Annotated in this window: 14 protein-coding genes; 6 read left to right on the forward strand and 8 right to left on the reverse strand. The window is 54.5% G+C overall.

All coding sequences use genetic code 11. The features are described from left to right. Nucleotides 1-152 precede the first annotated feature (152 nt). The 4 genes from AAFN83_RS12500 to AAFN83_RS12515 all read left to right on the forward strand — a co-directional run bounded on the left by AAFN83_RS12500 (nt 153) and on the right by AAFN83_RS12515 (nt 3,366). Nucleotides 153-1,226 carry a hypothetical protein gene (locus tag AAFN83_RS12500; RefSeq protein ID WP_347769797.1) on the forward strand — a complete coding sequence of 358 codons (1,074 nt, stop codon included), beginning with the start codon at nt 153-155 and terminating at the stop codon, nt 1,224-1,226. Nucleotides 1,227-1,310: 84 nt separating this feature from the next. After that, the gene (locus AAFN83_RS12505; RefSeq protein WP_347769799.1) at nt 1,311-2,087 is read left to right on the forward strand and encodes a FlxA-like family protein; all 777 of its coding nucleotides are present in this window, start codon (nt 1,311-1,313) and stop codon (nt 2,085-2,087) included. A 107-nt stretch (nt 2,088-2,194) separates the two neighbouring features. Further along, entirely contained in the window at nt 2,195-2,980 is a 786-nt protein-coding gene (locus AAFN83_RS12510) for a formate/nitrite transporter family protein (RefSeq protein ID WP_347770211.1), read from the forward strand. 35 nt (nt 2,981-3,015) lie between these two features. Further along, nucleotides 3,016-3,366 (forward strand): VOC family protein, encoded by a 351-nt coding sequence (locus tag AAFN83_RS12515; RefSeq protein WP_347769801.1) that lies wholly within the window; start codon nt 3,016-3,018, stop codon nt 3,364-3,366. A gap of 458 nt (nt 3,367-3,824) precedes the next feature. On the opposite strand, the gene AAFN83_RS12520 is transcribed toward AAFN83_RS12515, so the two are convergent. The 8 genes from AAFN83_RS12520 to AAFN83_RS12555 form a co-directional block, all read right to left on the reverse strand. Then, nucleotides 3,825-4,424 carry a methyltransferase family protein gene (locus tag AAFN83_RS12520; RefSeq protein ID WP_347769803.1) on the reverse strand — a complete coding sequence of 200 codons (600 nt, stop codon included), beginning with the start codon at nt 4,422-4,424 and terminating at the stop codon, nt 3,825-3,827. A gap of 192 nt (nt 4,425-4,616) precedes the next feature. Then, complete coding sequence (locus AAFN83_RS12525) at nt 4,617-5,750, reverse strand: amidohydrolase family protein (RefSeq protein ID WP_347769805.1); 1,134 nt, start codon at nt 5,748-5,750, stop codon at nt 4,617-4,619. Beyond that, nucleotides 5,740-6,795, reverse strand: coding sequence for an aminotransferase class V-fold PLP-dependent enzyme (locus AAFN83_RS12530; RefSeq protein ID WP_347769807.1), 1,056 nt, complete (start codon nt 6,793-6,795; stop codon nt 5,740-5,742). Before AAFN83_RS12530 ends, AAFN83_RS12525 begins: the two co-directional genes overlap by 11 nt. 15 nt (nt 6,796-6,810) lie before the next feature. Further along, nucleotides 6,811-7,572, reverse strand: coding sequence for an ABC transporter ATP-binding protein (locus AAFN83_RS12535; RefSeq protein ID WP_347769809.1), 762 nt, complete (start codon nt 7,570-7,572; stop codon nt 6,811-6,813). After that, nucleotides 7,569-8,354 carry an ABC transporter ATP-binding protein gene (locus AAFN83_RS12540; protein WP_347769811.1) on the reverse strand — a complete coding sequence of 262 codons (786 nt, stop codon included), beginning with the start codon at nt 8,352-8,354 and terminating at the stop codon, nt 7,569-7,571. The genes AAFN83_RS12535 and AAFN83_RS12540 overlap by 4 nt, the downstream gene beginning before the upstream one ends. After that, on the reverse strand, nt 8,354-9,175 hold the full coding sequence (locus tag AAFN83_RS12545) for an ABC transporter permease (RefSeq protein WP_347769813.1): 822 nt from the start codon (nt 9,173-9,175) through the stop codon (nt 8,354-8,356). The genes AAFN83_RS12540 and AAFN83_RS12545 overlap by 1 nt, the downstream gene beginning before the upstream one ends. Beyond that, nucleotides 9,175-10,176 carry an ABC transporter permease gene (locus AAFN83_RS12550; RefSeq protein ID WP_347769815.1) on the reverse strand — a complete coding sequence of 334 codons (1,002 nt, stop codon included), beginning with the start codon at nt 10,174-10,176 and terminating at the stop codon, nt 9,175-9,177. Before AAFN83_RS12550 ends, AAFN83_RS12545 begins: the two co-directional genes overlap by 1 nt. A gap of 2 nt (nt 10,177-10,178) precedes the next feature. Then, a complete protein-coding gene (locus AAFN83_RS12555; RefSeq protein ID WP_347769817.1) occupies nt 10,179-11,795 on the reverse strand; it encodes an ABC transporter substrate-binding protein in 1,617 nt (538 codons plus the stop codon). 264 nt (nt 11,796-12,059) lie between these two features. Between AAFN83_RS12555 and AAFN83_RS12560 the strand changes: the two genes are divergently transcribed. Together AAFN83_RS12560 and AAFN83_RS12565 are read left to right on the forward strand one after the other, a co-directional pair. After that, nucleotides 12,060-13,016, forward strand: a complete 957-nt coding sequence (locus AAFN83_RS12560; protein WP_347769819.1) for a Gfo/Idh/MocA family protein — start codon at nt 12,060-12,062, stop codon at nt 13,014-13,016. Between the two features lie 203 nt (nt 13,017-13,219). Then, complete coding sequence (locus tag AAFN83_RS12565; protein WP_347769821.1) at nt 13,220-14,065, forward strand: helix-turn-helix transcriptional regulator; 846 nt, start codon at nt 13,220-13,222, stop codon at nt 14,063-14,065. Nucleotides 14,066-14,132 lie beyond the last annotated feature (67 nt).

The following is a 14,132-nucleotide window of genomic DNA, read 5'->3' on the forward strand; positions in this document are numbered from 1 at the left end:
TTTGCAAACACGCTCTCGCTGAGAGAACGGAAATGGAAATTCTTTTCTCAAGAACGATGGAACTGAAAGAAAAAGCACAGGAAATCCTCTCCCAAGCAGGTATGATAGAGTTGCTGTTGCAAACAATTGGAGAACCCGCGAGGAGGATTTCGATGACGAGTAACCGGATTGTGCCAGCCTATGAGGCTCCATCGAGTAAAGAATTGTCGTTTCTCTATCCGTTCTCGGCTTTTAGCACACTCAACTTTGTCAATTGCTTTGCAAGCGTTTACCTGTATTTGGAGGGTTATGAGGAGGAAGACGATTACGATTGCTCCTCCCGTGAGGGAGGGAATTGCATCGGCTGTGAACATTGCGAGGATTCCGCAGCCAGCAAGCAGGAGGCGCTCTTCTTTCTCTTCGGTACGATGTCGGGGGATACCGCTCTACGTGAGGGTTATTCCGAAAGAATCCCGCTCCAGGATGAGATCTGCGACACCGATGAGCAGATTGAATTTATTATGAAATTTGTCGGTTACGCCTACCGCAAGGTAACGGACAACTTTAAAGATGCGATCATCCGCTCCATTCATACGGACAAACCGGTGCTCGTCCGCATGAAGGATTCGGATCGCGGGAGCTTTCGCGTCATCACGGGATATGACGAGACTGGCTTGATCTGCCCCAAGGCAGCTGACGCTCAAAAGGAACCGGATTGTGCCCCAACGTATGAGGAGATTGATTGCCTCTATGTAATGGGAGAGAAGGGAAAGCCGGTCTACCGGTTGCTGGATGGATTGAAGCGCATCGAGAGGGTAATGGCGTTCAACCAGGAAGCCCGCTTATGGGACGGCTATATTGAGCGGTTTGATTATTGGAATGAAAAGTTGGGTGGATTGGAGCTTGAGCAACTTCGAGAGCGCTTTCAACGGGTTTCAGACACGATGTGGGTTACCTTCAACACCCATAACTTTGCGGAGACCTTCCGACAATCCATGTGGCCCGGGATGCAGAATGAACGACTGGCTCCTGCCTTTGATCGGATTAGTCTGGCGTATGATCTTACCCACACGAGGGCGTGGCAGCTCATCAGCCTTCACGGCTGCCGGGATTGGAGTAAGCGTCGCGATGAAGAGCTGGAATGGGGCATGTGCGCCACGGCGATGATGATCCTCGAATCCATTCGGGACAATGACGAGCAGGTGTTTGCGGCCATCCAGGAGGCGATCTCGATTCTGGAAAGGTAAAGGAAATGATTCACATTTTCTCCTACAATCCGATATAAGAAGAAGAGGAACATATTGGATGCTAGAACTAGGGAGAGATGGATCGTGAACATTCAATCGGCATCGGCTAGTCCTGCGAGGACCCAACAGGTGAACGGAGGAAATTCGGACAGCGCGCTGAAAGCCATTCAGAGCCAGATCGCGGATCTGAAACAGAAGCTCGAGAGCTTGTCGGCGAACAAAGAGATGTCCAAGGAAGCCAAGGATGCTCGCCGGAAGGAGCTCCAGCAGCAGATCCAGGAGCTGAATAAGCAACTGATGCAGCGAAGGGCGGAGATCCGGGAAGAACAGCGTCAAAAGGTCGCCGAAGCCGCCCAAAGGCGGGAGTCGGCTCAACCGAAGACCCAGGAGGAGCAGGACCGCGAAGAGTTGCTCGCTTCCGTTCACAATGCCGTTGGGATAAGCACCTCGATGCAGCAGATGAAGACGAGGCAGACGGTCAAGACACGCCTGGAAGGCGAAGCGCGTGTGTTGGGGGCGGAGGTGAAGACGGATCGGGGGAGAGGCCTCCTGGTCGCCGGAAAGGAAGACAAGCTGGGAGAGTTGAACAGCCAGATCGATGAGGTCACGATGGACCTGATGGGCGACGTCTCCAAAGTCAACAAGAAGCTGAAAGAGGTACGTGAATCGGATTCGGAAGACGCCAAGCAGGTTGACAAGACCGAGAAGGCCGAGGAAGAGAAAGAAGTTCAAGCCAGCGGCGTATCTCCGCTGGAGGAAGGGCCCCTTGACGCTTTGCGCGAGAAGAGCCGGCTTAGTCCGGATGCCCCTCCATCGTCCAAGCGAAAGGAGAAGGGGCAATACGTGGATCGGTTTGTGTAAAGGCTTTTGTCTAGCCGCCCATACTTTATCGTCTGGAAACTTCCGGAATTGGCTGCTGTGCCTTCGCGCACAATAAGGGCTAATCTGGAGGACGGGAAGTGTGACCACTGACCAAGTACAACGATGAAGTCAAGCGGGTTGCTCTTTCAGCGAAGGAAAAGGGCGAGTTTGTTCATCGCAACGCGGGGAAGTATTTCGTGCTGTCTGCGCTGGCAGGTTTCTTCGTGATCGTCGGGCTCGCCCTGTCCTGCTCAACTGCCGGTATCATCGACGTGGAAGGCAAGTTATACGGAAAAATTGCGGTTGGGTTGACGTTCCCCATCTCCCTCGCGCTCCTGCACTTTGCGGGCGGGGAGCTGTTTACGGGCAACTGTTTCATTCTGACCATCGGTCTACTTCAGAGAAGCATCAGTTGGACGCGAACATTATCTTTGCTCCTCGTCAGCTACATGGGCAACCTGGCTGGTTCCGTCCTCCTGGCTTATCTCTATGTAGAAAGCGGCGCGCCGCTCGGTCGCACCGCCCACTTTATCTTGAAGACAGTGGAGAGCAAGCTCGCCATCCCGGCGGACGATCTTCTTTTGAAGGGGATTCTCTGCAACTTCGTCGTATGTCTCGCGGTCTGGGTATTCTACAAAATGAAGGAAGAAACGGCGCAGCTGTTCATGCTCCTTTACTGCGTGTTTGCCTTTACCACTTCGGGGCTGGAGCATTCCATCGCCAACATGGGTCTCTTCGCGATTGCGCTTCTGCTGCCCCATTCCGGGGGGATTCCTTTGCTCCAGGTTGTGCAGAACATGGGATGGGTGACGCTGGGAAACATGATTGGCGGTTCGCTTTTTCTGGCTGTTCCGTATTGGTATGTGAGCCTTGCCAAGGTTGGAGCAGGGTGAAGATAACGCTCGGTGCAGAAGGAAGGAGATTTGCTATGAAAACAAGACTGATGCATGTAAGAGCGAATGTTTCTGATTTGAATAAATCCATAGAATGGTATGAAACTATACTGGGATTTGAATGTACAGGTGCAGATCGTACGGAAAGATGGTCATATGCTGATTTTGAATTTGGTGCAGGTGCTACTTTTGCAATTGCAGTAAGTGACAAGGGAGCAAACAGTGCAAGATTTAATTTTGATGTCGATGATGTTGATGAATTATGGGAGAAACTAAAAGACAAAGTTACTGTTGTTGAGGCAATCGAAACAATGCCTTATGGTACTCGGAAGTTTACGATTGCCGACCCTGACGGTAATGAACTTGGTTTTGTACAGATTAAATAAATCGAATAAGGAAACGAATAGGTGGGTTTCAGATGATATCAAAATTATCATGCGTCAACATCACTTCAAAAGACCCAAGAGGATTGGCAGACTTTTATAGAACGATAGGCATTCCTGTATTCATTCAAAATGATGATTATGATGGTTGGAATTTAGGAAACCCTGAAAACAGTGGCAGCGTTTGCGTTTGGGACGAAAGGTCTTAAGATTGACCCACCACGAACAACGGATTGGGGTGGACAAGAATCGTTTTTTGTGACCCCGATGGAAATAAAGTAATGATACTCTAGATAAGTTTTTAGCAGGTATCTCTCGGTGAGGTACCTGCTTTTTTTGCGTTACTCTAAGATCACGCGCGTCGAGCTGCGCGGTGCAGGTACCGACGAGATCTCGTTTGTGTATCGGAAGCTTCAGGAGGTATTGGAAAGTCGACCGCAAATCGGGTTTGCAAACACGATCTAGGACTTTCTCATCCCGAGGTACCGGGCGGTGGACCGCATATAGTCCGTGTATTCTTGGCTGAAGAGGGTGGGAAGGAACTTCTCTTCCTCCAAAATTTGCAGATGCAGGGTTCCCGCGCACAGGACCAGGAAGATCAACGTGACCGGATTGAAAAAGGCGAGCGCGAATCCCAGGTAGAACAGATCAAAGCCGACGAAAGCCGGGTTGCGGCTGTATCGGTAGATGCCTCCACGAATCAGCTTCGTTTGCTGGGATGCGTCGACCCCGGCGCGCCAACTTGTCTTCATCGTCACCATAGCCATGATGAAAACCCCGATTCCCGCAAACGAGAGGCCAAGCCCAATGGATCGGACCGTGGGAGAAGTGAGCGGTCCATACTCTGACTGGAGGAAGAACAGGCTGGCCAACTGCACGCCTGCATGAACATAGGTGAGGGTTTTTAGCAGAACTTCAATGACGTAGGTCCGCATTGGCTTTGTCCCTCGGCCCAGAAGGTTCGTGGAGATGCCTTGCCTCCTGAGATGAAGCTGTTTGGTGAAGTAGCTGCCATAGAACAACAGGAGCGCGAGAAGTCCGACTGCTTGAATCCAATCCATAGAGACGCCTCCTTCATGCGAATTACGATTATATATTTATATATGAGCAAGTATTCATATGTAGTATAAGCGATCTTTTCTTATTTGGGAAGAGGGCAGAAAAATGCACCCCCGCAGACAGATGCGAGAGTGCTTTTTTTGATGCGGGAGCCGAATGGATCGGTGCGCTTGAAAAGGCTGCTTGAATTGCTGTTAGCGGAGTCTTCCCGTGATAACCGACACGATGCTGCTCCGCAGCTCCTCCTCATTCTTCGCCTGATGGGGATCGGCGTTGAAGAGAATGGCATCGGCGGTGTAGCCGGGTCGGATTCGGCCAAGCTGGTCTCCGTGCCCGAGGATATCAGCCGCGACTTCGGTGGCGGCGCGCCAGGCTTCCTCACGGGTCAGTCCGCAGTTGATGAGCGTGTACAGCTCTTCGAGGTTGTGCCCGTTCAGCTCGGGGGTGGCAAAATCCGTGCCGAAGCCGATGCGTACGCCTTCCCTTTGGGCATAGCGAATGGCATCCGGATGGGCTTCGGCGGCGCGAGCTGCGTGGTCGAGGAAGGGCGGCTTCAAAGCGAGCGCGCCTGCCGGATCAGCGGCGATGCGGTAGATGGCTGCGGTCGGGATATAGGAAACACCGGCTTTAGCCAGACGCGAGGCTTGCTCCTCGGTCATGTAGATTCCATGCTCCACCGAATCGACACGAGCTTCGATGGCCCAGTCGAGGGCCAGGCCGCCCCAGACATGAACCAGCACCTTCGTGCGCGCAGTGTGAGCGGTACGGACGATGGTGAAGAATTCCTCCTTGGAGAGCAACGGATTCAGCACCTTGTCTGGAGGAGAACCGAGCCCTCCGGTTGCGAAGATTTTAATCCAGTTTGCCCCATCCTTCACGTTCTCGGCAACACGCTGCTCCAGATGGCTTGATCCCTTGGCGGAATCCTGTCCCCCAAGAGCGTCCCCGCTCGCAAAAACCTTCAATTCTTGCCCATATTGCTCTCTGAGCCGCCGTGCGGTGCTCGCCAGCAAACCGCCGGCATCTCGCGCACTCGTTACGCCGGTGCGGAGAGTGGCCTCGAAGGCTTGCACCTGCATGGCTTCGATTTCGTCCGTGCTTCGCTTCAACTGGTCGTCGTGGTGGAAGTCCGTCCAGGCCAGATGCGTGTGAAGATCGATCACGCCTGGACTAAGCCACAGACGTTCCCCCGGTTCCTCCGTCGGAGCAGATGTTTTCTCGATGGAGACAAATCGCCCATCCGCGACTCGCACATCGAAACGTTCCCCTTCCACTCCGGCCAGGTATACCGATCGGTAGGTCACATCCTTCGAGGAGTTAGCGGTCATGGCCAGCCCTCCATGTATCTCTAGCGGCAGCAAGGGCTTGCGCAGAATCCTGCCCGAGAAGCTCCGCAAGCGTTCGGACGGCTTGTTCTACGCTGTCCAGCCGGGCATTTTCTCCAAAGTGGTTGAGTCGAAGCAGATGTCCATAAAGCGCGCCGTCCCCCGGTGCGACGATGCCGATCGGCTGCTCCACCTGAAGCCGGCTGTCCTGGGGGAGTCGAACCGTGGTGACAAGCGGGGAGCCGTTTTGCTCCTGGCGCTGCCACGGCTCCAGGCCCAAGACCTTTATGCCTGCAACAGCCGCAAATGAGGCTTGGCGGTGCCGCTTGTTAACGTTCTCCAAGCCCTCATGCTCAACTTGTTCCAAGGCATGAAGGAGTGCTCTCGCTTCCAGCGCGGGAATGCTCCCGGGGATTCGCGGAGGAGTGCCCTCCTTCGTTCGTTTCAGGTCCAACAGGGAGAGAATCGAATTTCTCGGCGCGTTGGGGTTCTGCTCAAGGAAGTCCCAACCGCGATCCGAAATGCCGACGGCGCTGATGCCGTTCGGACCGGCGAGCCCTTTTTGTGCGCCGATGGTGACGAAGTCGATGCCCCACTCGTCCATGAGCACGGGTTCGGCCCCGATGGCCGAGACGGCATCGACGACCGTGATGAGACCGGCTTGCCGGGCCAACTCCAGAATGCGGCGGGTGGGGTTGGTGCCGCCGGTGATGGATTCGGCCTGGACGAAGGATAGGACGGAAGGCTTGGACTGCTCGATGGCAGCTGCGACGGCTTCGACCGTGATGACTTCATCGAAGGACGATTCGACGGTGAAGACCTCTGCGCCTCCGCGTTCGAGCCATTGACCGAAGAGCGTTCCATAGGGACCGGTGACGACATTTAGAATTTTGCGTCCAGGCGCCGCAATTCCGGCAGCGATAGCCTCGATCCCGAGAATGGCCTCGCCGGGAATGAGGACAGGAATGGTACGGGTGGATAAGAGACGGGAGAACTGCTCATGAAGCGTCTCGTATTCTTCGAGGGTCAGGGGTTTGTATTGGGGCATTTGCTTAAGCACCTTCTATCTGGTTGGAAGTGGCGGCATCTTGGGAACCGCAGTTAACAATTCATAACCGTAAGCCGTTTGAGGACGGGCAAAAAAGCTCTCCCGGTTGTTCACTTCGACGAGCTGCCCTTTCTTCATCACCGCAATCGTGTCGCTCAGCGCGTGAATGACACCGAGGTCATGGGAGATGAAGAGGACGGTAAGCGAAAGCTCGGATTTGAGCTGCTTCAGAAGCTCGATGACGCTCAACTGGACCGAGACGTCAAGGGCGCTTGTCGGCTCATCGGCAATCAGGATGCGAGGCTCTACACTGATGGCTCGGGCAATCGCAATCCGTTGCCGCTGGCCCCCGGAGAATTGGTGAGGGTACTTGCCGAGCGCTGTCTCGTCGATTCGAACACGGGCGAGAAGCTCCTTGCACTTTTCTCTCACCTGGGAGCGATCGACGATCTTATGGAAGAGAAGCGCTTCAGCCAAGATTTGTTGAATGGTGTGCTTGGGATTTAGCGATGCGTCCGGGTTTTGGGCGACCATCTGAATGCTCTTGCGCTGCTCGCGGGTCCGGCGCTTGCCCAGAACGTCCGATCCAAGCAAGATTTGGCCTTTCGTGGGAGATACCAGGCCGGCAATCACGCGAGCCAGCGTGGATTTGCCCGAGCCGGACTCCCCCACGAGGCCGAGTGTCGTGTTAGGCGCAAGCTCCAGGCTCACCTGATCCAATGCGGTGAAGCCCCCATACTCCACCGTCAAGTTGTCTACCTTCAATGCGGCTGTCATGCGTCAGCCCCCCTTTTCAGCTCGTTCGGCTCCGATAACTCCGATAGCTCTGGAAGAGGGAGTACGGAATCGATGAGCATCCGCGTGTAGGGATGCTGCGGATTTTGCAGAAGCGGCAAGGTCTCGCCTTCCTCGACCAGTCTTCCCTCTTTCATGACATACAACCGGGAGCAGAGGGAGGAGGTGACGGCCAGGTTGTGGGTTACGAACACCATCGCGTACCCCAGCTCCTTTTGAAGGCGAACGATGAGCTCGAGGATCTGCCGTTGAACGGTTACGTCGAGCGCCGTTGTCGGTTCATCGCAGAGCAGGACATCGGGCTTGCAGGCGAGAGCCAGCGCGATGACGATCCGCTGGCACTGTCCGCCAGACAGCTGATGAGGATACCGATCCTTTTGGCGCAAGGAATCGGGAAGACCAAGCAGCTCCAGCAGCTCCAGCGCGATGACGTGCGAGGCTTTGCGGCTCACCTGCTGCCGGTAATGGACAACCTCGGCCAGCTGTTTAACGACCGGATAGAGCGGGTCGAGCGCACGAATCGGGTCTTGAAAGATCATGGCGCCGCGACCGTTCAGCTGTATCCTTCCGTCCGTCTGCTCAATACCTGACGGAAGAAGGCCCAGGATGGAGCGCAGCGTTAACGATTTGCCCGAACCGGACTCCCCGATGAGGCCGATGCTTTCCCCGGCATGAACCTGGAAGCTGACATCGCTTACCAGCGACGGATTGAAGCGCGAAGCCAACGTGACGTTTTCTAAATGAAGTAGAGGATGATTCGCCATTATTTTCGTCTCCAAACATCTGCTAATCCGTCGCCCACGAGTGACAACGCGATCCCCGTGTAGACGACGGCCAATCCAGGTGTAGCCGAGAGCCACCACTTGGTCGCAAGGAACGGCTGCCCCTCGGAAATCATCGTTCCCCAGTCCGGGGTCGGGGGGGCGATGCCAATGCCGAGGTAGCCCAAGGTGACGATGGCGACCAACAGGACGGCCATGTCCGTCATGAGCACAATCACCGCCTGCGGCAGGACGTTGGGCAGCAAATGACGCAGCAGGATCGTGCGGTTCGGCAGCCCCAAGGTTTGCGCGGAAGCGATCCATTCCTGGCTGCGGTAGGAAGCGCTGAGTCCTTTGACCACCCGTGCGTATACGATCCACCCGACCAGCATGAATGTGATGTAGATCCCTTTCTCTCCTGCCCCGCTTACAAAGGCGACGATGATGACGATCAGATAGAAGGGAAATGCGATAAACGTGTCAGTCAGCAGGGTGATGAGCGTGTTGACCCACTTGCCGTAGTAGCCGGCCATCATCCCGAGAAGAATCCCCGTGCAGAACGGGATAATCTGCGCGAGCACCATGATCTTCAGGTCGGTTCGAGCAGCGTAGATCAGACGGGTAAACAGGTCCCGTCCCAACTGGTCGGTCCCAAGCCAGTGCTCGGAGGAGGGAGGAAGCAGGATCGCTCCCATGTTCGGCTCTGTCGGGGAAAAGGAGCTGATCAGCGGTGCCAGCAGCGCGACCCCAACCATCAGAACCAGCATAAGGGTCCCCGCCAGCAGGGAGGGGGTGTTGCGCATTGCAGTCCAAATGCGGCGCATCACGATTCTCCTTTCGTCCGGGGATCGAGAACCCCCGCTATTATCTCGACAAGGAGACCGACGATGACGACAAACAGCGCGGAATAAAAGGCGATGCCCTGAATGACCGGGAAATCGCGATTGGAGATGGATTGGAACAGCAAGCTCCCGATGCCTCTCAGCCCGAAGGCTTTTTCGACAACGAGGGTTCCTCCCATCATGTAGGCCATGTTGACGCCCAGAAGCATGAGGGCGGGAAGAGCGGAGTTCCGCAGAACATGCTTGACCAGAACGACACGGCGAGGAATGCCTGCGGCCTTCAAGGTGACGACAAAGTCCGATTCCAGCACCTCCAGCATCTGTGCCCTCAAGGAACGAACCAGCGATGGAATCTGCGAAAAGGCTACCGTGATAGCAGGCAGCGTAAGGCTGTACAGGGTTTTCTCAAATCCCTTGCCTGTCACTCCCCCGACAGGGAACCAGCCCAGGTGGACGCTGAAGATCAGGATGAGCAGAAGCCCCACCCAGAAGACCGGCATCCCGAGCGTCACCGCCGGCAGAATGCGAATCAGATGATCAAGGATCCCATTCTTGTGGGTGGCGGCGAGAATGGCCAGCACCATGGAGATGACGATGGAGAGGATACAGGCCATGGCAATCAGCAGGAGCGTGACGGGAATGCGATCGAAGATCAATTGGCGCGAGGATGCCTCGTAGACGATCGAAGAACCAGTATCTCCGTGGACCAGCAGGTTGTTCAGAAACCGGAGGAACTGCTCCCAAGGAGTAAGATCGAGACCGAGCTTATGCTGCATCTTCTCGATGGCTGCGGCAGTGGCATACTCGCCCAGGATCATCTTGACGGGGTCTCCCGGAACAAGCCGAATTAGAAAAAAGACAGCCGTCACCACGCAGACGATAACCGATGCGGCCCTAAGAAGGGCACGCACCAGCCATCTGCGCGGCGAGGCGATCGTCGCGGTGGAACGGATGATTTTGTGAAAAACGGAGTTCGAAGTCAAGGTCATTCACCTTTCAGCTGAACGTCTTGGAAGCGTACGCTGTTGTTGGGAAGGACCACGAGACCTTGAACGTTCGAGCGAACACCGATCAGAATTTCCGGGTAGAACAGCGGAATGTATGGAACTTCATCGGCAAGGATCTGTTGAAGCTTGGTGTAGATCTGAGCGCGTCCATCTCCGTCAGGCGTTTGCTGCCCTTCCCGCAGAAGCTTCGTTACTTCATCATTGGTATAGTGGGTCCAATACGATTTGCTGAACCCGTCCGGATCGGTTTGGAACGCCAAGATCGAGTTGGCTTCCGGCGAATCCGCCTGGCCGCTGTTGATCATGGCAGAGAAATTATACTTGAAGAATCGTTCCCGGAAAGCGGCAAGCTCAACCGATTCAATCTTGATGTCGATGCCGATGGCTTTGCCGGCTGCCTGGATGATCTGTGCTTCCTGGGCCCTTGAGCTATTCCCGGATGCGATCAGCAGGGTGGTGGAGAAGCCGTTCGGGAATTTCGATTTGGCGAGCTCGGCTTTCGCTTCCTCTGTATTGAAGGTGAGCGACTTGACCGTGTCGTTGGCATTGTAAGGAATGGCTGGTGGCAAGAGCGATGTGGCAGCTTTGGCCAACCCGAAGGTTACGGCATTGGTTAACCCTTCCCGGTCGATGGAGAGAGCCAGCGCCCGACGAACGTGTACGTCCGAGAAGTGCTCATCCAGCGTATTGAGGAACAGTTGCTCGGTTACCCAGCTGCCGTTCGTCGCAACCGTCGTGTCCGACCCTTGCTTCAGCTCGCTGGCATTTTGCAGCGCGACGGTTTCAATCGCATCGACTTCGCCGGCCTTCAACTGATTGATGGCTTGGCTGTCGTCGTTGACCAGCTTGTAGACCAACTCGTCGAGATAGGGCTTGCCTTGCTGCCAGTAGTGGGTGTTCTTCTCAAACGTCAGGTCGCCTGCCGGGTCCCAACTCTTCACAACGAAGGGGCCGGTGCCGATCGGATTCTTGAAGAATTCCTCTTCGGTTTTCCCTCCGAAGTCTTTGGGAAGAATCCCGTTGGAGAAGTTGGACAACTCCGTGATGAACGGGGTATAAGGCGTCTGCAGCTTGATGACGAGCGTCTTGTTGTCCTGGGCCGTAAGCGAATCGACCTTGGCGGAGATCGCCAGAGGACCGCCGACATCCAGATGGCGCTGCAGGGAGAAGACTGCGTCCTGTGCGGTTACATCCGTGCCATTGGAGAACTTCAGACCGTCGCGAAGAACGAACGTGTAGGTCAAGCCGTCTGAGCTGATTTCATGCGAGGCAGCCAGCCAGTCGACGAGCTTTCCTTCGTTGTCGAAGGCGACCAACGGTTCAAATACTTTATCGATAGCAAAGGCATTATTGGCGGTAATCTGGTTGTGCAGGTCAAACGAGGTTACCGAAGCGGCACGGGCGTAGGTAAACGTTCCGCCTGCCGCCGGTTGGGTCGAAGCGCCCTCGGTGCTGGCGGGCTCGCTTTGACTTGGGCTTCCGCTTGCGGATGCATCCGGCTTGGAGGTGGAGCAGCCTGCGAGGGCGAGTACCAAAATCAAGAAGAGAGAGATGACCAGAACTGATTTCTTTTGCTGTCTACTTCTGTTTGCCATGTTCCATGATTCCCCCCATTAAGTCTCATTGTGACGGTTTCGTTTATTAAACCGATTATTCCAGTCGGTTTTAAGCTATGATAATGGATTCCTTCTGATCTTGCAACTAGTATTCTACCGAAAATCAACAGGCTTATCCAAAGTTGAGGAGAATGGATGTTCGAAAAGTTGTCATGAATTGAAGATATAGCCAATTGACCGATAAGAACGCTTGTTCTAAGATGAGACAGAATCTTTTTTTGCAAAGAATTGGAGGGTGTTCCAGTGATCAAGGTTGGGGTATTGGGAACGGGATTTGGAAGACAGCATGTCGAGCTGTACAAGCGCTTGGATGGGGTTGAGGTGGTGGCCGTCTACGGCCGAAATGAACAGAAGCGGAAGGAAATACAGGAAGAGCTGAGTACCCCCGTTACGGCAGACATCCAAGACATCTTAACCAATGAAGAAATTGATGTGGTGGACATCTGCTTGCCGACAGACCTCCATGCGAAGTGGGCGATCGAAGCGCTCAAGCACGGCAAGCATGTCTTCTGCGAAACCCCGCTGACCTATAAGCAGGAAGAGGCGGAGGAAATCCGGAGGGCTGCGGAGCAAGCGGGACGCCATGTGTTTGTGGACCTCTTTTACAAATTTTCGACCCCGCACCAGATCGCTATTGAGAAAGTAAAGAACGGAGAGCTGGGAACGGTAAAGTCTGCTCGTTCTCATAACAAAACTGCTCCGAATTGGGGCAACCTCGGCCTATCGAAGAATGTGACCGACTTCCATCTCCATAACTTCGATTTTCTGTTGGAGCTTATGGGAATGCCCAAGCGGGTATTGGCGAACGGGATCGACTTTGGCGAGCAGTCTGTCGCGGTGACCACCCTCTCGTTTGATGAAGCCTTTGCTGTTGTGGAGAGCTGGTCCAATTTGCCAAAGAACTCGCCGTTTTATGTGGGCTTCGAAATCCATGGGGAGAAGGGCCTCCTGAAATTCGATGCGGAGTATGGCATGGAATCCAAGGAAGAGTTCGCTTTCTTCCATGCGGATGGAACGAAGGAAGTACTTCGCCCGGTTATGAAGGACGATTATGAGCAAGCCCTGCGCCATGTGCTGGAATGCCTCGAAGGCAATCATGCGAGCCCGCTCATCGATTTGTCAGCTGCGCTTCAGGCGATCAAGGTCAAGGACGCCGTTTTGGCATCCTTAGCGGAGCAACAAGCGGTAATCATAGGGTAATGCGCACTTCATTGCATGACTCCGAATGCAAGCATAGGAGAGACGGCAATGGATACATAGATCAAGGTAATCCACGGCTGGTACTCTACTTAAAATTGGTGTGAGGTCAAGCTCCACGGGTGCTTGATCTTCACCCATCCTATGTAATCCAGGACGATGGTGATGGCGAGCCAGATCATTCCCTTAGGAGGCATGCGGAGGCGATGAAGTATTACTTGGAAAAGATCGAAACAAACACAAAGCTGCCTGCCAAGATTTACATCGGAACGGAGCAGGAAGGCGATGGCGACTATCCGCTTCATTGGCATCAGCATTTGGAATTCGATCTCGTGCTGGAGGGGGCCATCATCGGGAGGGTTAACGGTCGCCCCGTCGAAGTCGGCGCGGGCGATTTTCTATTTGTGAACAGCGGGGAGCTGCATGAGACGAAGCGAAAGTACCGCGATCGGATGAGGACCGTCACGATTCTTCTCTCTTCTGCTCTTTTGAAGGAGTATTGCCCGGATGTGGAGGGAAGCTCCTTCGATTTTACGGGGAACCGAGAAGCGAGCGAACAGGTGAAAGAGCTCATGCTGCTCTGTGCCAAGCTGCAAGAGGAGCAGGGACCTTTCTATGAGCTGGAGCTATCCATCGCGCTGAGGAAGCTGTGCCTGATCTTGCTGAGGGATTGCCGGGTGCTTTGCGAGTCGTTGCCGTACAGCCGCTATGAACAGGAAAGCCGGAGGAACGTAAAGCGGGCCATCGCCTTCCTGGAGGAACATTATGAGCAAGACCTCTCCCTGGCTCGCACGGCAAGCGAGATCGGGATGGCGCCGACGTACTTCTCCCGCTTTTTCAAGAAAACGACCGGGGAGACCTACCACAGCTACTTGACGAGCATTCGCCTTTATCACGCCCACAAGGATCTGCTGAATCGGGATGCTTCCATTACGGACATTGCCCTTGCGAACGGCTTTGCGAATGTGAAAGCTTTCATCGAAGCCTTCAAGAAGGGATATCACGCCACGCCGGCGCAATATCGGAAGGACCATCATGGGGGAAGAAGATAACATTTGACAAAAACAGGTTGATTGCGACCAATACTTCCCGAACGGGATGAGCTACGATGACGGTAAC

The sequence above is a fragment of the Gorillibacterium sp. CAU 1737 genome (assembly GCF_039888655.1).
GTDB lineage: Bacteria > Bacillota > Bacilli > Paenibacillales > NBRC-103111 > Gorillibacterium.